Origin of the sequence: Emticicia sp. (assembly GCF_043780375.1) — a bacterium.
Taxonomy (GTDB): domain Bacteria; phylum Bacteroidota; class Bacteroidia; order Cytophagales; family Spirosomataceae; genus Emticicia.
This window is the reverse complement of sequence record NZ_JAYWCU010000170.1, coordinates 1-17,527: the sequence shown is the minus strand read 5'-3', so window position 1 is coordinate 17,527 and position 17,527 is coordinate 1. Positions and strand designations below refer to the sequence as shown.

The following is a 17,527-nucleotide window of genomic DNA, read 5'->3' as shown; positions in this document are numbered from 1 at the left end:
ATCAAAGCAAAAAATTCGGCAATATTTCAAATAAATCATTTATAAATGATAAAAAATGAACAATAAAAACTACTTCCGACAGACAACAATATATGTTGCCTTATTGCAAAAGAAAACTTTAATCTTTTTAGCCTTCATCATTGTCATTGTTAACTTATCAATCAACGCCCAAGTACGTATAGTGGGAAAAGTGATTAGTACCCAAAACGAGCCTTTGATTAATAGTAATGTTTTGGTACATCAAGCCGCCGATAGCAGTTTAGTAAAAGGCACAATAACAAATGCAGATGGCACATTTTCACTCGAAAATATTGCGAAAGGCAATTATTTTGTTAGCATCAGTTATATAAGTTTTAGTACGGAAGTCAAATACATTGACATTACCAATCAATCAATTGATTTAGGGGCTATTGTACTAAAAAACAGTATCAATGGTTTAGACCAAGTTACAGTTGTAGCCAAAAAACCGATGTTTGAACAAAAAATTGACCGCCTTGTGATTAATGTCGAAAACTCCATTACGTCGGCGGGAAGTACCGCCCTTGATGTACTCGAACGCTCGCCGGGTGTGATGGTAAACAGACAAAATAACAGTATTTCCTTATCAGGGAAAGCTGGTGTGGTAGTGATGATAAATGGCAAACTCAATTATATGACCCCCGACGCTGCGGTTCAAATGCTCAGAGGCATGAGTGCCAATACGATTGAAAAAATTGAATTATTGTCCACTCCACCCTCTAATTTAGATGCCGAAGGCAATGCAGGGTACATCAATGTTGTCCTTAAAAAGAATGTAAACGAAGGTTTAAATGGCTCTTATACCCTCACTGGCGGCTATGGCAAAGGTGAAACTGGAAATGCGAGTTTTAACCTCAATTATACCCACAAAAAGTTAAGTATTTATTTCAATTATGACTATTTGCATAATGGACAAGAGCAAAACAGCCATCTTTATCGGCGTATTTCGCTGGGAAATGATTTGCTTGAAACTGAAAACCAAGCCTTGCGTCATCCCAAAGAAAACAACCATAACTCTCGACTTGGCTTTGAGTATCAATTAACAACAAAGACATCATTTAGTGGCGAGTTATCTGCCTTTTCAAGAGAATATGAGATGAAAAATACGGCAAACGATTCAAAATTATCTCGAAATAATGTCCTTGATACGCTCATTCACCTCAATATTAATGAAACCAATCTGTGGAAATATGTAGGAGCAAATTTTTACATACAACATACTTTTCATAAAAATGAAGTGCTGTCGTTTAGTACCGATTACTTACATTATGACAACAACCAACCTGTTGACTATACCAATACGTGGTACGATGGCAAGAACAAAGTTTTGTTTGAGCAAATGATGCGAAGCACCAAAAGTACACCGATTAATTTTGGCGTTGCTAAAATGGATTATGCGTATGATTTAGGTACAAAAGGTAAAGTTGAGATGGGAGTAAAAGTAGTAAATTCGAAATTTAAGAATGATGTAGCAGTTGAATCATTTGTTTCATCGAAATGGACAGCCGACCCTACTTTCACGGCTAAATATTATTTGAATGAATTCATCGGAGCGGCCTATATCGCTTTTGAGAAAAAATTGGGTATTAAAACAACGGCAAAAGGAGGCTTCCGCTATGAATATACGCAATCTAACTTGGGTACAATAGAAACGCCAAACATCGTTGACCGCAAATACGGGCGACTGTTTCCAAGTCTGTTTGTGTCGCATGAATTCAGTAAAAATGCAACTTTGGGTTTGACTTACAGTCGTCGGATTACTCGTCCAACTTTCAAAGACCTTGCACCATTTATTTTCTTTGTTGACCCCAACACTTTTCTTTCGGGAAATGCCGCCCTCCAACCTGCTATTTCTGAAAATCTAAAAGCTGATTATAATTTCAAAAGCACTTTATTTACTTTTCAATATAGCTATCAGGCAAATCCAATTGCCACCTTTCAGGCACAGGTTAAACCAGGAACAAACAAACAATATTATATCGCTGAAAATCAGAAAAGTTTAGAAACTTTTTCATTAACAATAGGGAAAGCATACAGCCCAATCAAATGGTGGAATATGTATGTTAATGTTGCGGGAGTATTGAGCAATGTAAGTGCTAATTATAATGGTTCGTTGATAAACGTAAAATTCCCAAATACGACTTTATATAGCTCGCAGACCTTTAGTTTGCCTATGAAATGGACTTTTGAAATATCTGGTTATTATACTTCGGGTGGTTTGTGGGGTATCTCTAAAATTAAACCTATGGGTGAAGTCAACGTGGGTTTACAAAAGAAAATGGGCAGAAATGGTGGAAATTTCACCATTGGTTATGACAATATTTTCAATTCATCGAAAATAAGATTTAATTTGGATTTGCCAGAACAAAAACAACATTTTGAATCTACACTACAATTTACTCAACCTAAATTTAAAGTTTCTTGGACACAAAACTTTGGCAATAACAAAATGAAAGTAGCAACCAAAAAAGCTGATGCCGAAGAGAAGAAAAGAGTTGAGTAAAGGGTTCTATGAAAACTTAGCTTCAAATCAGTAAAATTAAATAAATTTCTCTAACAATTTAACTATCAAACAATGAAAAACAAAAATTATTTCGCACTCATGGCAGTTTGTTTTGCTTTATCTATTTTCAGTTTTGGGTGTAAACCTACTACTGATACGGCAGCGAAAACAGCCGATACTACGATGCAAATGCCAGTCGAGCCCGACATGGTGAAAATTAAAGCGGATATACAAGCCTTAGAAAATGCTTGGGCTACCGCAGATAATGCCCGTGACGCTACTGCCTTAGCAGCTTTTTATGCTGATGATGCCGTGAGTATGATGAATAATAAACCTATGATAATGGGTAAAGCTGCCATTCAAAAAGATATTGAAGCAAGCATGGCAAAACGAGTCAAAGGTTCAATGGCATCTTATGAAATTTTGGATGTATTTGGCGATGAAAACACCGTTACGGAAGTAGGCAAAACAACCATTAAAGATGCTTCGGGAAAGGTAACTTACACGGGTAAGTACATGGCTATTTGGGAAAAACGTGACGGAAAATATGTATGCGTGAGAGATATTTCCAACGATGACATGAAAGCAAAGTAAGGTTTTTACTACATTCAAGTAATATTGAGGAGATATTTCACATATTTCCTCAATATTTGTTTAGCGAAAGTATCATTTCGTTTTGTGGCATTTAATGAATAGATTTCCTGCGAAAGCATTTTAAGTCGAAAAACACTTTCGCAGGAAGTCTAATGAATATATAGGTTAATTATATCATTTTTGAAATTTTTATTGGTTTGACTAAGCTCCTGCCTGTCGATGTTGAGACAGGTTTTTGATAAATAAAGACACGATATTCTATAATTTTCATCTATATCAGGTAAAATCAAGCGTAAGATGAAAGTTTTGAAATTGTAATATAAACTGTATTTGGAGAATTGGCTGCTAATGTGTTGATTGCATTTGAATTAAAGAAGAAATAAATTAAAACTAAAAGTCGGCATTTCTATGAAAAAAAACCTCCTCCTCCTACTCCTATTACCCTTACAAATATTAGCACAAAATAGTCCGTTTGAAGTATTCAAAAAATACCCTTTCCCAACCGAATTAACTGCCTCAGTGAATACATCTAAAATTGCTTGGGCATTCGACGAACAAGGAAAACGCAATGTGTATGTTGCCGAAGGAGTCGATTATAAAGCAAGAAAACTCACCAATTTTACCAAAGACGATGGACAGGAAATCACAAGTCTATCTGTTTCTGACGATGGTAATTGGGTCATTTTTGTACGAGGTGGCGACCACGGTAGCAATTGGGATGAAAATTTGCCAGTAAATCCTGCTGCTGAGTCTATGCCCGTTGATGTGAAAATAATCAGTATTCCATTCAAAGGTGGAGAAGCAAAATCTTCAATAGAAGGCGATAGTCCAGTCATTTCGCCTAATAGTAAAAAGATTGCTTTTATCAAAGGTGGGCAAGTTTGGGCAGCCCCGATTGATAGTTTAAATGCCGCTAAAAGTTTGTTTAAAACAAGAGGTTCTGTCAGTTCGTTAGAATGGAGTCCCGATGGCAATTCTTTACTTTTTGTTTCTGACCGAGGCGACCATTCTATCATTGGTATTTATACAAACCCAGAAACGCCAATCAAATGGATTGCTCCTTCTTTTAGTATAGATTTTTCGCCAAGATGGTCACCAGATGGTAATAACATCGTCTTTGCAAGAACACTTGGAACTGGAGGCTCTCCCGCTCCATTATTGACAAAAAAGCATGAATCTTGGAGCATCTATACGGCTGTTATTGCTACCAACAAAGCCACTCTTTTATGGAAAGCCCATACTACTTTGCGAGGTTCTTTACCCACCACACATGGCTCTGTCAATTTACATTGGGCGGCGGGCGATAGAATTGTATTTTTATCTTACCAAGACGGTTGGCCACATTTGTATTCGATAGCGGCCACTGGCGGGAAAGAACTCTTACTCACGCCTGGCAATTTTATGTGTGAGCATATCAAATTGAGTGCAGATAAAAAACACTTGACTTTTAGTGCCAACGCTGGTAATGATAAACTTGATATTGAAAGAAGACATGCTACAATTGTGAGTGTCGATAAAGCTAATATGGAGGTACTTACCCAAGGTAGTGGCTTAGAATGGACACCTATTTTGATTGATAATGGCAATACAGTAGCTTTTATAAGTGCCACAGCCCAGCAATCTCCACTACCTGCAACCATGAAATTGAATGGTGGAGATAAAGGAAAGATCAAATTGATAGGAACAGATTTAGTACCAGCCGATTTCCCAAAAGAAAAATTAGTAACTCCAAAACAAGTCATTTTCACCTCTTCCGACGGGGTTATTGTTCATGCCGATTTGTTTGAACCAAAAGGCGGTGCAGCAAAAAAACCAGCCATTGTGTATATACATGGTGGGCCGCCAAGGCAAATGTTATTGGGTTGGAATTATTCTGATTATTATTCCAATGCCTATGCTTCCAATCAATATTTGGCAAGTTTGGGTTTTGTGGTTTTGTCGGTAAATTATCGCTTGGGTATTGGCTATGGCTATGAATTTCATCAAGCCCCCAATAGTGGCATAAAAGGTGCTTCTGAATATTTAGATATAAAAGCAGCAGGTCAATGGCTACAAAAACAAAGTTTTGTTGATGCCAACAAAATTGGCATTTATGGTGGTTCTTATGGTGGATATCTTACTGCAATGGCTTTGGCAAAAGATTCAAAAATCTTTGCGGCTGGCGTGGACATTCATGGCGTACATGATTGGGTAGTCAATTCTTCCATTTTGACACGCTATACCAATAAAACTGAAAAACCTGCCGATTATGATAGAGCAACTCAAATTGCTTGGCTTTCTTCGCCAGTTTCAGCAATGAATACTTGGAAGTCTCCAGTTTTAATCATTCATGGCGATGATGATAGAAATGTACGTTTTAACCAAAGCACCGATTTGGTCAATCGTTTAGAAGAAAAAGGAATCCCGTATGAAACTTTGATGATTGTAGATGACACCCATCATTGGATGAAATGGAGTAACTCAATTACGGTTTATAATGCAGTTGCTGAATATTTTATAAAGAAGTTAAAAAAGTAGTTTATCTATATAACAAATAAAGTCCGAATAAAAACAAATTTCATTCGGACTTTATTTATTTCGTTTTCTTAGCAACCCCTTATTGAAACTACCATTTGCGTTGCATTTCCATGCGTTACTCCTTATCTTTGTGCAAAAAACTATTTCGTGCAATTCGATAACACAAAAAAACTCGGTATTCTTGGCGGTGGTCAACTCGGCAGAATGCTCATTCAAGCTGCCATTGATTTCGACGTTACTATCAAAACGCTCGATCCCGATGCCGACGCTCCTTGCAAATATATTTCCCACGAATTTGCAAACGGTTCTCTCAACGACTACGAAACGGTCATGGCTTTTGGGCAAGACTGCGATGTAATAACGATTGAAATAGAAAATGTAAATATTGATGCCTTAGAAGCCTTTGAAAAACAAGGAAAAGCTGTTTTTCCTCAACCATCTATCCTTCGGTTGATTCAAGACAAAAGAATTCAAAAACAATTTTACAAAGATAATAACCTACCTACTGCTGATTTTATTTTGACTGAAAATCAAGCAGATATAGCTAAATACGAAGATTTCTTACCAGCCGTTCACAAACTTGGCAAAGGGGGTTATGATGGAAAAGGGGTGCAAATTCTCCGAACAAAAGCTGATTTCTCCAAAGCATTCGACCAGCCAAGTGTACTGGAAAAAATGATTGACTTTGAAAAAGAATTAGCAGTTATTGTAGCAAGAAACGAAAACGGAGAAATAAAAACTTTCCCAGTAGTTGAAATGGTCTTTCATCCTGAAGCTAATTTGGTAGAATACCTTTTTGCTCCTGCCCAAATTTCTAAGGAAATTGAGCAAAAAGCCGAGCAAATTGCCATAAAAACCGCCGAAGCCTTCGGAATCGTCGGACTTTTGGCAGTCGAAATGTTTTTGACAAAAGACGGAGAAATTTTAATCAATGAAGTTGCTCCACGTCCACATAATAGCGGACACCAGACCATTCGAGCAAATGATGTGTCGCAATATGAACAGCATATTCGAGCTATTTTGAATTTACCTTTGGGTAGCACACATGCCCATTCAAAGGCGGCAATGGTCAATTTATTAGGCGAAGATGGCTATTCAGGAAAAGCCATTTATAAAGGTATGGACGAAGTGCTGGCGGTCGAAGGGATCCATCCATTTTTGTATGGAAAAAAACTCACAAAACCTTTCCGAAAAATGGGTCATGTAACGATTATTGACCAAAACTTTGAAAAATTAAAAGAAAAAGTCATTTTTGTAAAAGAAAAACTAAAAGTAATCTCAGAATAAATTACGAATGACAAATTGCGAATTATGATTTGGGCTAAATTGTTCATTTTTTAATTTTACATTCTTAATTCTTAATTCTTAATTAAAAAGATGGTTGGAATAATAATGGGTAGCCTTTCAGACTGGAAAATCATGGCAGGGGCAGTTGAAATATTAGAATTATTGGAAATACCCTACGAAAAAGAGGTTGTGTCTGCTCATCGAACACCACAAAAAATGCTCGAATATGCTCTCACGGCTCGCCGTCGGGGACTAAAAGTAATTATTGCTGGAGCTGGCGGGGCTGCACATTTACCAGGAATGGTATCGTCAAGCACCACTTTACCAGTGATTGGTGTACCCATAAAATCAAGCAATTCGATTGATGGATGGGATTCAATTCTTTCGATTTTGCAAATGCCAGCTGGTGTGCCAGTAGCAACTGTTTCGCTCAATGGAGCAAAAAATGCAGGCATTTTGGCGGCTCAAATTTTGGGCGTTGCCGACGAAGAAATTGCCAAAAGATTAAGAGCCTACCGAGAAGGGTTAAAAGATTTGGTAGATGAAATGAATGAAGAATTACAAAAAAGCGTGTAAATAGTCAATATGCCCACAGTCTATATTACCATTATTGGTTGGGCAATAGAATTTTGCATGAATAATAATAAACAATTTATCAGAATGGATACGTGGGGCGATAATCTTAGATTAATTGAATATTATCAAAATTGCAGTTTTTTATTTTGGGGCTAACAACTTTAGAAAAATCAGAAAACTTGCCGAAACATTTTGAAGGTTCAAATTTGAGTTTGTTTGAGATAAAAGTAGATTAGTCAATACGGGAATGACCAAGCGGTCTATAACGAATATTGTAATACTTTAGTTGAGTACAATAAAAACTATAGACTATTGACTAAAAAGAACTTATTTTCCTAATTTATAACTAAAATTCCTAATACCATGCAGTTCGAAGATCGAGACGACCGTGAACCACGTAATGAACGTCCAAAAGAAGCCTCACGAAATTTACCAATGGCAGTATTATTGGTACTCATAGGCATTATCTGTGCTTTGTTATATATCGGCTGGAAATTTATGTCCGATGATACCTCAGCTTCTGAGGATTTAACTGCCGCACCTGCCGATTCGGTTGCAAATGCAATTAGAATGCAACCTGAAGAAGAAAGTAGTGAACCAACTACAACCATCAGTGCAGATTTGCCGCCCATCGAAGTACCGAAAATTGGTAAAAAAAAGGAAGATATAGCTTCGGCAGAGAACAAACCAATCGAAACTAAACCTACCGAAAAAACAAAGGAAGAAAAACCTAAAGAAGTCCCAAAAGTAATTATTCCGACTGGTGGAGAAACCTATACGCACACAGTTGGCGAAGGTGAAACATTTTTTGGTATAGCCAATCGTTATAATATAAAGAAAGAAACCATGAAAGCGATGAATCCTGGAATTGATGAAAGTGGAATAAAGGTTGGTATTACGAAGCTAAAAATTCGTATAAAGGCAGTGCATACAGTAGGGCCAGGAGATATTATTAGGGTAATAAGTACCAAATATGGAGTTTCACAAACATTAATTATGCAGGCAAATAAGAAAACCAAAAATATTTCTCAACGTGGAGAAAAACTCATAATTCCTTATGCTGAAAAACAATAATTGAATATTTTTTCATCTGTAAAAGAAAAGCGGGTTTTGATAAAACCCGCTTTTCTTTTATTAGACTTGTTGGAATGATAGTTTAGATTTATAAAATCAAGCCCTTTTTTGAAAGATTTTGTAAAAATTACATCATGCTTAAGCTATTATAATAACCAAATATTTTCAACAAATTTGCTCTATCTTTCAATGTAAAATCATTATCTTTTATATATTTTTCTATTTCGGGTTTCTTGTCTGCCATAAGTTCAAACAAGTCTTTTTTGTTGGTGCTAAATCTTACTACTTCTTTTCCTTTATTCACAAACAATTGTTTTTCTTTCACAATCTTTAGGTCTTTACTACCCACATTAAACGCCTCAACGTAGTCTGGTTTTTGTGTAGTAACCTTGGTATACTCTAATAATTTGGTTTTTCCATCAACAATTACTTCAAAAAAGCTTGGTTTTACTTTATCAAAATTATCTACGAATTCTAAAGTACTAATATAGTTTTTGGGTGGGTTTTGGTTGTTTTTTTGGAAGGAAAAACTTTTTACTAATGTTCCAGAAATAACTTTTATACCATCGGGCGTATTGAATTCAACGTCATTTCCTTGCAAAATAATTCGGATTTGAATATCGGTCAAACTATCTAACTTAACCGTTCCTTTGGGTGTTGAAATAGTTTTGGGATAGAATCTTACGGTAGCCATATTCCAATCTGTATCTAAATAATAGCTGCCTTGTACTTCAGTTGTGCGGGTATCAAAGCCATAAAGCATGGTAGAAGTATGCGAACCTATCTTGATACCATCTTGATTTAGGGCATCTTTGGTATTCTGCATCATCGTATTTTGTGCAGAAACTTCAATAGAAATTATAACCAGAAAGGCATAAATGAGCTTCTTCATAAACAATAATGTTAAGATTTTAGCAATTGGCTAAATGAGAAAATGACCACTGCAACACAATCCTGTATATTTTTCACCGAAACATGTGTTTTGTTAAAGCGTTTCTGAACAGTTAATATTTAACGAAAAACCAAGAAGCAAATTACTTATACAAGATAATTAACCACTATAAGAATAATTGTAAGAGCTATCAATACTAATGTTTGGCGAAATTCATTTTTAAAACTTTCGGCCTTTGAATTGAGGTTTTTTAATGAGAGAAATTCAAACAACAAACATATACCACCTAAGCCAAACACAGCTATTGTTTTGAATGTAGGTGAAAGTATCATGCTTGGTACAATAATAAGACTAAGAAATGATAAAATAATAAACCATTTATAACTTTGTCCGTTAGATAAAATTGCCATTTTCTTTTTATTTTTGAGTTGGATATTCTGAATCTTTATCGTTTATATCTTTCGATGGTTCTTCTGTTAGTCGATATTGATTATCTTCTTTCACAATTTCGGAAACATCTTCATTGATTTCATCATTCAAAAATTCTTCAGCTTCTAATGCTGCATAGTTATTTTCTTCTACCATTTCATTATTATCTCTTCCTGATTTAATAGGTTGTATAGTCGTCTCAAATTCAAAAAAACTTTTCTGAAAAAGTAAGATACTAACCACACCACAAAAAATACAAGCATCAGCAAAATTGAAAATAGGCATTGTGTTATATTCTCCACCTAAAAACGGAATCCAATCTGGATATTGACCATCTAAACCGTAAGCATAAAACATATCAATAACTTGACCATGAAACCACGGGGTAGAAACACCAATTGGTGCATTTTTCAAGAAAACCCCATAAAATGTACTATCAATCACATTGCCAATTGCACCTCCAAGTACTGCTGCAATTGACCAAAGTAAACCCGAATGGGCATTTCTTCGAGCCAAATGTACTAAATACCAACAAATTCCGACCATCGCACCTAAACGAAAGGCTGTTAAAATGAGTTTGCCATAATCTCCACCAAGCTCCATTCCGAAAGCCATACCTTTGTTTTCAACATAATGAAGTTTGAAAAAATCTGGAATTAGGTCTATTTCACCATAGTGATTTGGCACTACATCATAAAACATCCAAAGTTTAATAGCTTGGTCAATTAATATTAATACAAGAGTTAAAAACAAAAATTTGTATGGCGATTTACCCATCTTGAAATTACTTTTATGGTTATTTATATTATGTTTTGTTTTGGTAATTTCCTCGAATTTATTCAAGGTTTATAAAACAAAGGATTTTTTATACTTTATTGAAACCGATTTTCAGGTATCTACATAATCTTTAAAAAACTGCTAATTGATTACCGATAACTGTCTTCTTCTTTCTCTCTCTTTTTTAACTAACAAAAACTCACGGCTACTTTGTCCAGCTATCGAAGAGTTTTCTTCCGCTCGTCGGAAAAGATAAGGCATTACCGCTTCTATTGGGCCATAAGGCACATATTTGGCTACATTATAGCCTTCGTTTGCCAAATTATATGAAATATTATCACTCATGCCAAGTAGCTGTGCAAACCAAATGCGACTATCATTGTGCGAAATACCTTTCTCTTGCATCAATTTGATACAAAGTAAGCAACTTTCTTCATTATGAGTGCCTAAACATATCGAAAGTATATCTAACTCATTAATTGCATAGTGAACTGCCTTATCAAAATCGTCATCAGTTTCTTCTTTTGTAAGGTGAATAGGGCTTTTATATTCTAACTCAGCCGCCCGACGACGTTCCTTTTCGATGTATGCACCTCTTACCAACTTTGCTCCTACTTTATAATTTTCTTTGCTGGCATTTTCACAAGCATTTGTTAAATTTTCGAGACTTTCCCAACGATATAACTGATACGTATTATAAACAATCGTTTTGCCGCCAACATTATACTTTTTCATCATTTCGTAGCTCAATTCGTCTATCACATCTTGAATCCAAGTTTCTTCTGCATCCAAAAATATTCTGACATTTAGTTTCGATGCTCGCTTGCACAAGGTATCTACTCTGCTACGCACTCGCTCGAAAGCGGACATTTCTTCATTCGATAAACTTTCTCTATCTTCTTGTACTTTTTCAAGAATTTCGACTGAGCCAACTCCCGAAACTTTGAAAACTGAAAATGGAATATCTGCCGATTGTTGAGCTGCTTTTATAATAGTTCGTTCTACTTCTTGGGCAGTTTTATCGAAGTCTTTTTCGTTGTCTTCACCCTCTACCGAATAGTCTAGAATTGTCCCTACTTTTGCTTTTGCCAAATTTTCTATGGCTACTTGACATCTCTCTATGCTTTCTCCACCACAAAACTGACTAAACAAAGTATTTTTTATTAGAAATTTTACAGGTAAACCCAACTTCAATATCAATTTAATAAAAAAAGTTCCTATCTTTACGAGCCAATTTTGATTCATCATGGCAAAAATCAAATAAGTCTTATAGAGTTTTTTGTTTGATTGGTGAGCAAAAGCTACTGAGGTATCGTCGAAACTCAATAAGTGATGCTGCGAAGCAGTTTTCATTTTTATGAAAATTAAGTTTTTTTAAGTATTTAGTTTTGATGAAACTTTGTATTATTTCAAGAGTAAAGATAGAATAAATCTATGTTCACCCCGAAATATTGTGCAAATATATCATATTTATAGGGATATTTTTTTTGATTTTTTATATATTAAGCGAAAACGCTTCGCTCTTTGAATTAACTAATGAAAGCAAATTTAGACGTACTTCCTCTTAGCAGTTGGATTGATACCGCTGGGAAGCCATTGATTATCGCTGGGCCGTGTAGTGCCGAGACCGAAGAACAAGTAACGGAAACCGTAACCCGTATTGCCAAAGAAGGCTATGCTCACGTGATACGTGCAGGAGTATGGAAGCCCCGTACTCGTCCAGGTAGTTTTGAAGGCATGGGCGAAGCAGCTTTACCTTGGTTAGCGGCAGTAAAAAAACAAACTGGTTTGCCAATTGCAGTTGAAGTGGCTACACCTCAGCACGTCGAATTGGCATTGAAATATGGCATTGATATTCTTTGGATTGGTGCACGAACAACGGTGAATCCATTTAACGTGCAAGATTTAGCAGATTCGCTGAAAGGTGTTGATGTGCCAGTATTAATAAAAAATCCAGTAAATCCAGATTTGGCTTTGTGGGTTGGTGCATTTGAGCGTATTGCAGGAGCAGGCATCAAGAAAATGGCGGCTATTCACCGTGGTTTCTCGAATGCCCAAGAATCAAAATACCGCAATTCACCAATGTGGCAAATGGCAGTTGAGTTGAAAACACTTTTTCCTCAATTACCATTGATCGGCGACCCAAGCCACATGGCAGGAAAACGTGAGTATTTGTATGAATTGGCTCAACGTGCTTTAGATTTGAACTACGATGGCTTGATTATTGAGTCGCACCGTAATCCTGACGAAGCTTGGTCTGATGCGTCTCAACAATTAACACCAGAGGCTTTGGGCGAAATGTTGCGTTCGTTAGAAATTCGTAAACCTTCTTATGGCGAAGATTTTCAAAGTGAATTGGAGCAATTACGTCAAAAAATTGATAATATCGACCGTGAGTTACTTGAAGTTTTAGCAGCTCGTATGGCTGTTGTAGAAAAATTAGGTGATTATAAAAGAGAAAATAACGTGGCTGTTTTGCAACTCGACCGTTGGAAACAACTGCATACCAACCGTGCAGATTTAGGTAAAAAATTAAACCTTTATCCTGAATTAGTTGAAGAAATGTTCAAATTGATTCACATGGAGTCTATTCGTAAGCAAACAGAAGTGATGAATAGCCAACCTGCTTGATATTATTAGCCAGGTTTCATCAACAAAAAAGCATCAGCTTAATCGCTGATGCTTTTTTGTTGCAATTTACACTTTTACTAACTGATTGTGGATTTATTTAAAATACCGCCACATTTTCATTTTGAAAAAGAGCAATTTGGTCTGACGGCTCATAGCATCCATGTTTATTTCTCTATCAAAACAACAAGATGTTTGAGTAAATCCAAAAAAGAAACATTCTCGATGTTTTGGAATATATTGCAAGAAAAAAGGTCTATTTTGTTCAAAAACAGCTTCAACTTTTAACTGTTGTTGCGATTTTTTATGATTGATTGCCGAAATAAAAGAAGAATGATAACGGTAAATATCTATTTGGGCATAAGTAAAAGTTGAACATAACAATATTCCGAAGATAAAAGCGGAACGCCGCCCGGTAGTTCTTTTCATTGCAGTTAGAATATTTGAGGTTTATTGAATAACGCAAAATTGGGTGCAAAATTTCAAAAGTATTGATAAAATTTCAAAAAGCAATAAGTTTTATAATGTACTGATTATCAACGAATTAAAATTCATACTTCACAATTTATAATGCCTAATTTAAATTACACGTTCATAATTCTTAAATCATAATTCTAAATTCTCAATTCTTAACTAACTTTGTAAAAAAACATTAAAAAAATTGAGTAAATACGCAACCACCGAAATAACAAGTGCAGAAATCCCATCTGATAATCCTGTTCACCAAAGGTTATATTTTCCTTATGTCGAAGCGGCGAAAATTATTCATGGAAATGTCTTAGAATTAGGCTGTGGCTGGGGACGTGGCGTAGAAACACTTATTGAGAAATGTGAACATTATACGGGTCTTGATAAAAATCAGCCTTTGATTGACCAGTTACAAGCTGCCTATCCAAAACACACTTTTCGGACGGCAGATTTACCACATTTGGCTGATTATCAAGATAATACATTTGATTTTGTGGTAACTTTTCAAGTAATCGAACACATTCAAGACGACCACAAATTTTTGTCAGAAATTGCAAGAGTTTTAAAACCTAATGGTCAAGTTTTGCTTACTACTGTTAATCGCCCTTATTCATTAAGTCGAAATCCGTGGCATATTCGTGAATATGATACGCATGAATTACGCACTTTAATGCAAAAATATTTCTCAAAAGTAGAAACAATGGGCGTGGGTGGCAACAAAAAAGTGTGGGATTATTACGGAGAAAATAAACAATCGGTCGATAAAATCATGCGTTTTGATGTACTTAATCTACAGCATCGTTTGCCTGCTTGGATGCTCCGAATTCCTTACGAAATTTTGAACCGTTTCAATAGAAATAAATTGATGGCAGAAACAGGTACTTTGGCAGCCGAAATTGATTGGACTGACTTTCATATCTCAAACGAACCCGCCAAATGTATTGATTTCTTTTTTGTAGGTACTAAGTAAGCTCAAGGCAGCGACCGACCTCACCCCAACCCCTCCGCAGCGGCGTACCGTTCCAAATTGAGATGGGCTAATGTTATATACTTTGCATCTTTACCTACATATTCCTTTTTGCCGTCGGGCTTGTCATTACTGCGATTTTCATTTCAGTACCAATCTGACATTGAAAACTACTGTGGTAGAATCTATTTGCCGAGAAATAGATTTGCAAGCTAATTACTTGAAAAACAAGCAGTTAGAAACTATTTATTTTGGTGGGGGTACTCCTTCCCTACTCAACATGAATGAGTTGTACGATATTTTTGAGACCATCAAAAAGCATTATACATTCGCCCACGACATCGAAATTACGATGGAAGCCAATCCTGATGATATTACTCGTGACCGCTTGGCGATTTTGCAAAGGTTTGGTTTTAATCGTTTGAGTATTGGCATTCAGTCTTTTAATGATAATCATCTGAAATATCTAAACCGCATACATAACTCCCAAAATGCTGAAGATTGTGTGCATTTAGCTCAAGAAATGGGCTTTGAAAACCTATCCATTGATTTAATTTATGGCATTCATCCTTTACTAACACTTCCTAAAAAAGAGCAGAATAATTCAGAATTCACACAGGGTATTCATCAAATTTGGCAGCGAGATTTAGAGAAAGCCATTTCGTTAAATGTTCCACATATTTCATCTTATTGCTTAACGATTGAGCCAAAAACTGTTTTTGGTAAGTGGCTACAAATCAATAAGATACCGCCAATTGATGAAGAATTTGCTTCGGAACAGTTTGATATTTTGGTCAGTACACTTGCCGATGCGGGCTATGACCAATACGAGATTTCAAACTTTTGTAGAGATAACCGATATTCTCGACACAATACTTCATACTGGAAACGCCACGAATATTTGGGCGTTGGGCCGTCGGCTCACTCTTTCAATGGTGAATCTCGTCAATTTAATATATCGAATAATCCAGAATATATTAAAGCTCTTTTGTTGGGACAAGTGCCTGCCGACTACGAAATTTTGACACCCGAAGAAAAAGTAAATGACTACATTATGACGGGTTTACGTACCAAATGGGGTTGTGATTTGAACGAAATCGAAAAATTGGTTGGCACCAAATGGTTAAAAACAAATGAAGCAGTGCTACAAAAAAACCTCTCCCAAAACTTCCTACACCTTGATAACCAATTACTTAAAATCACTCAAAAAGGGAAGTTATTTGCTGACAAAATTTCGAGTGATTTGTTTTTAGTTTAGAATATAAATTGTATTTTTGAAAGACAATTCTCCTATTTAATCATTAAACTCAACCCTAACAAAATGAAAATTGCAAGTTTAATTATTACTTACCTCATTGGTTTAATATTTGTAGTATTTGGAGCAAACCATTTCTTTCACTTCATTCCTACACCTCCAATGACAGGAGATGCTGGTACATGGGCGGGAATCATGATGTCAAGTGGATATATGACAGTTGTAAAGATTTTTGAGATAACTGTTGGTATCTTACTCTTGGCCAATTATAAACGTCCATTAGCTTGGTTGTTACTATTGCCAATCGTAGCAAATATTGCTATGTTTGAAGTATTTATAGCAAAAACTCCAGGTTTAGGCTTGTTAATTTTAGCTTTAAATTTCTTTATGATTTATGTAAATAGAGATAGTTATAAAGGACTCATCTAATTTCTCTATAAGAAATAGAGGTTGTATAAATTTTTTGATTTGAGCTTAAAATGCAGCTTTTTACCTTACTCTTTGTTTAAAAAGGGTCATTTTTTTCCAGCAAAAAAACTTAAACAACCTCTAAAGCACGTAATTGATTTATTCAGTTACGTGCTTTTTTATTTCAAAATCTCAGTTCTTTTTACCAAATACCTCATCAATAAATTTAGTAGAATATTAACCAAAAATCCGATTACAAAAGAAACAGGAATTGAATAAATCGGTAGTAGAATTGCTTGTAAATATAAAAACGAAGCAAACCCAATAAAACCGGTAAGCATTCCACGCAAAATAATTGAGGTACCGTATGCTCCTTGTGTATAATGCGTAAATGACGCTAAAATAGCAGTAATTATAGGAAATGGCGTCAGAATACCACTCCAAGTTGGCCCCAAAATTTTGGCAAGGTAAGTGATAAGAGCCACAAAAAAAGTAATGATTATCATTCTTAAATAAATATCATATTTCAATGATTGGTTTAAACTTCCCTGCATTTTTAACTTTGGGAATATCTTAATACCAATCAAACTAAGTATTACTGATATAATAAACCAGACATTCAAACCCATGTAAGATTGTACGGTATTTAACAGTAAAGTGGTTGTCAAAAATGCTAAATAAGCCAATAATAAACTTATATACCACTTAAATTGGATGGCGGAATAAATATACGCAAAAGTGAATGCAAGCACGCCAATAAGGCCTATCATTACACCTTTGATGCTACTTACAGCAAAATCGACTCCTTGCTCAATCGTAAAAAATAACATTATTGGCCCTGCTATCCAAGGCAAACTGGCAATCATTCCTCCTACTAAATTTCCCCATTTTTTACTCGCCAACGTAACACCGCCAATCACAAATGGCATCATTATTAACTTAATCCATAAAGTATTCATTTTGCAATAAACCAAAAAAACTTGTTACAACAAATAATTTTGTAACAAGTTTTTGGAAATATTTTATCCACAAACATTATTTCACACCCTTCAAAACTCTCGGAATTGGGATAATTTCGGTCTGGCGACCATCAATATATCGAAAACCTTTTTCGTCAAAAAAGCCATCTTCTTC

Annotated in this window: 16 protein-coding genes; 10 read left to right on the top strand and 6 right to left on the bottom strand. The window is 35.6% G+C overall.

What is annotated here, in order from left to right; all coding sequences use genetic code 11:
• The first annotated feature begins 55 nt into the window (after nt 1-55).
• From ACH2CJ_RS13440 to ACH2CJ_RS13415, 6 genes are all read left to right on the top strand, one after another.
• Entirely contained in the window at nt 56-2,521 is a 2,466-nt protein-coding gene (locus ACH2CJ_RS13440; RefSeq protein WP_394993390.1) for an outer membrane beta-barrel protein, read from the top strand.
• A 72-nt stretch (nt 2,522-2,593) separates the two neighbouring features.
• Nucleotides 2,594-3,115, top strand: a complete 522-nt coding sequence (locus tag ACH2CJ_RS13435; protein ID WP_394993389.1) for a YybH family protein — start codon at nt 2,594-2,596, stop codon at nt 3,113-3,115.
• A 408-nt stretch (nt 3,116-3,523) separates the two neighbouring features.
• A complete protein-coding gene (locus tag ACH2CJ_RS13430; RefSeq protein WP_394993388.1) occupies nt 3,524-5,632 on the top strand; it encodes a S9 family peptidase in 2,109 nt (702 codons plus the stop codon).
• 147 nt (nt 5,633-5,779) lie between these two features.
• Nucleotides 5,780-6,919, top strand: a complete 1,140-nt coding sequence (locus ACH2CJ_RS13425; RefSeq protein ID WP_394993386.1) for a 5-(carboxyamino)imidazole ribonucleotide synthase — start codon at nt 5,780-5,782, stop codon at nt 6,917-6,919.
• A 90-nt stretch (nt 6,920-7,009) separates the two neighbouring features.
• Nucleotides 7,010-7,495 carry a 5-(carboxyamino)imidazole ribonucleotide mutase gene (gene purE, locus ACH2CJ_RS13420; protein ID WP_394993384.1) on the top strand — a complete coding sequence of 162 codons (486 nt, stop codon included), beginning with the start codon at nt 7,010-7,012 and terminating at the stop codon, nt 7,493-7,495.
• Nucleotides 7,496-7,858: 363 nt separating this feature from the next.
• Entirely contained in the window at nt 7,859-8,569 is a 711-nt protein-coding gene (locus tag ACH2CJ_RS13415) for a LysM peptidoglycan-binding domain-containing protein (protein ID WP_394993383.1), read from the top strand.
• A 127-nt stretch (nt 8,570-8,696) separates the two neighbouring features.
• On the opposite strand, the gene ACH2CJ_RS13410 is transcribed toward ACH2CJ_RS13415, so the two are convergent.
• From ACH2CJ_RS13410 to ACH2CJ_RS13395, 4 genes are all read right to left on the bottom strand, one after another.
• Nucleotides 8,697-9,461, bottom strand: coding sequence for a hypothetical protein (locus ACH2CJ_RS13410; protein WP_394993382.1), 765 nt, complete (start codon nt 9,459-9,461; stop codon nt 8,697-8,699).
• A gap of 146 nt (nt 9,462-9,607) precedes the next feature.
• On the bottom strand, nt 9,608-9,871 hold the full coding sequence (locus ACH2CJ_RS13405) for a hypothetical protein (RefSeq protein ID WP_394993380.1): 264 nt from the start codon (nt 9,869-9,871) through the stop codon (nt 9,608-9,610).
• Between the two features lie 7 nt (nt 9,872-9,878).
• Nucleotides 9,879-10,667 (bottom strand): lipoprotein signal peptidase, encoded by a 789-nt coding sequence (locus tag ACH2CJ_RS13400; protein ID WP_394993407.1) that lies wholly within the window; start codon nt 10,665-10,667, stop codon nt 9,879-9,881.
• A 141-nt stretch (nt 10,668-10,808) separates the two neighbouring features.
• Entirely contained in the window at nt 10,809-12,020 is a 1,212-nt protein-coding gene (locus tag ACH2CJ_RS13395) for a proline dehydrogenase family protein (protein WP_394993379.1), read from the bottom strand.
• A 183-nt stretch (nt 12,021-12,203) separates the two neighbouring features.
• On the opposite strand from ACH2CJ_RS13395, the gene ACH2CJ_RS13390 reads away from it, so the two are divergent.
• Complete coding sequence (locus tag ACH2CJ_RS13390; RefSeq protein ID WP_394993378.1) at nt 12,204-13,298, top strand: chorismate mutase; 1,095 nt, start codon at nt 12,204-12,206, stop codon at nt 13,296-13,298.
• 93 nt (nt 13,299-13,391) lie between these two features.
• On the opposite strand, the gene ACH2CJ_RS13385 is transcribed toward ACH2CJ_RS13390, so the two are convergent.
• Nucleotides 13,392-13,724: a hypothetical protein gene (locus ACH2CJ_RS13385; protein WP_394993376.1), complete on the bottom strand. Its 333-nt coding sequence runs from the start codon at nt 13,722-13,724 to the stop codon at nt 13,392-13,394.
• 232 nt (nt 13,725-13,956) lie between these two features.
• Here ACH2CJ_RS13385 and ACH2CJ_RS13380 point away from each other — a divergent pair, with 232 nt between their 5' ends.
• The 3 genes from ACH2CJ_RS13380 to ACH2CJ_RS13370 all read left to right on the top strand — a co-directional run bounded on the left by ACH2CJ_RS13380 (nt 13,957) and on the right by ACH2CJ_RS13370 (nt 16,414).
• Complete coding sequence (locus tag ACH2CJ_RS13380; protein ID WP_394993375.1) at nt 13,957-14,733, top strand: class I SAM-dependent methyltransferase; 777 nt, start codon at nt 13,957-13,959, stop codon at nt 14,731-14,733.
• Nucleotides 14,734-14,815: 82 nt separating this feature from the next.
• Nucleotides 14,816-15,988, top strand: coding sequence for a radical SAM family heme chaperone HemW (hemW, locus tag ACH2CJ_RS13375; protein WP_394993374.1), 1,173 nt, complete (start codon nt 14,816-14,818; stop codon nt 15,986-15,988).
• A gap of 63 nt (nt 15,989-16,051) precedes the next feature.
• Nucleotides 16,052-16,414, top strand: a complete 363-nt coding sequence (locus tag ACH2CJ_RS13370) for a hypothetical protein (RefSeq protein ID WP_394993373.1) — start codon at nt 16,052-16,054, stop codon at nt 16,412-16,414.
• A gap of 158 nt (nt 16,415-16,572) precedes the next feature.
• Here the strand turns inward: ACH2CJ_RS13370 and ACH2CJ_RS13365 are convergent, their stop codons facing one another.
• Nucleotides 16,573-17,352 (bottom strand): hypothetical protein, encoded by a 780-nt coding sequence (locus tag ACH2CJ_RS13365; RefSeq protein ID WP_394993372.1) that lies wholly within the window; start codon nt 17,350-17,352, stop codon nt 16,573-16,575.
• Between the last annotated feature and the right edge of the window lie 175 nt (nt 17,353-17,527).

Bases quoted from the DNA above. Each gene is read 5' to 3' on its own strand.
- ACH2CJ_RS13390 (WP_394993378.1), top strand. From the start codon at position 12,204: ATGAAAGCAAATTTAGACGTACTTCCTCTTAGCAGTTGGATTGATACC.
- ACH2CJ_RS13405 (WP_394993380.1), bottom strand. From the start codon at position 9,871: ATGGCAATTTTATCTAACGGACAAAGTTATAAATGGTTTATTATTTTA.
- ACH2CJ_RS13415 (WP_394993383.1), top strand. From the start codon at position 7,859: ATGCAGTTCGAAGATCGAGACGACCGTGAACCACGTAATGAACGTCCA.
- ACH2CJ_RS13365 (WP_394993372.1), bottom strand. From the start codon at position 17,352: ATGAATACTTTATGGATTAAGTTAATAATGATGCCATTTGTGATTGGC.
- ACH2CJ_RS13370 (WP_394993373.1), top strand. From the start codon at position 16,052: ATGAAAATTGCAAGTTTAATTATTACTTACCTCATTGGTTTAATATTT.
- ACH2CJ_RS13435 (WP_394993389.1), top strand. From the start codon at position 2,594: ATGAAAAACAAAAATTATTTCGCACTCATGGCAGTTTGTTTTGCTTTA.
- purE (WP_394993384.1), top strand. From the start codon at position 7,010: ATGGTTGGAATAATAATGGGTAGCCTTTCAGACTGGAAAATCATGGCA.
- ACH2CJ_RS13440 (WP_394993390.1), top strand. From the start codon at position 56: ATGAACAATAAAAACTACTTCCGACAGACAACAATATATGTTGCCTTA.
- ACH2CJ_RS13430 (WP_394993388.1), top strand. From the start codon at position 3,524: ATGAAAAAAAACCTCCTCCTCCTACTCCTATTACCCTTACAAATATTA.
- ACH2CJ_RS13395 (WP_394993379.1), bottom strand. From the start codon at position 12,020: ATGAAAACTGCTTCGCAGCATCACTTATTGAGTTTCGACGATACCTCA.
- ACH2CJ_RS13385 (WP_394993376.1), bottom strand. From the start codon at position 13,724: ATGAAAAGAACTACCGGGCGGCGTTCCGCTTTTATCTTCGGAATATTG.
- ACH2CJ_RS13400 (WP_394993407.1), bottom strand. From the start codon at position 10,667: ATGGGTAAATCGCCATACAAATTTTTGTTTTTAACTCTTGTATTAATA.
- ACH2CJ_RS13410 (WP_394993382.1), bottom strand. From the start codon at position 9,461: ATGAAGAAGCTCATTTATGCCTTTCTGGTTATAATTTCTATTGAAGTT.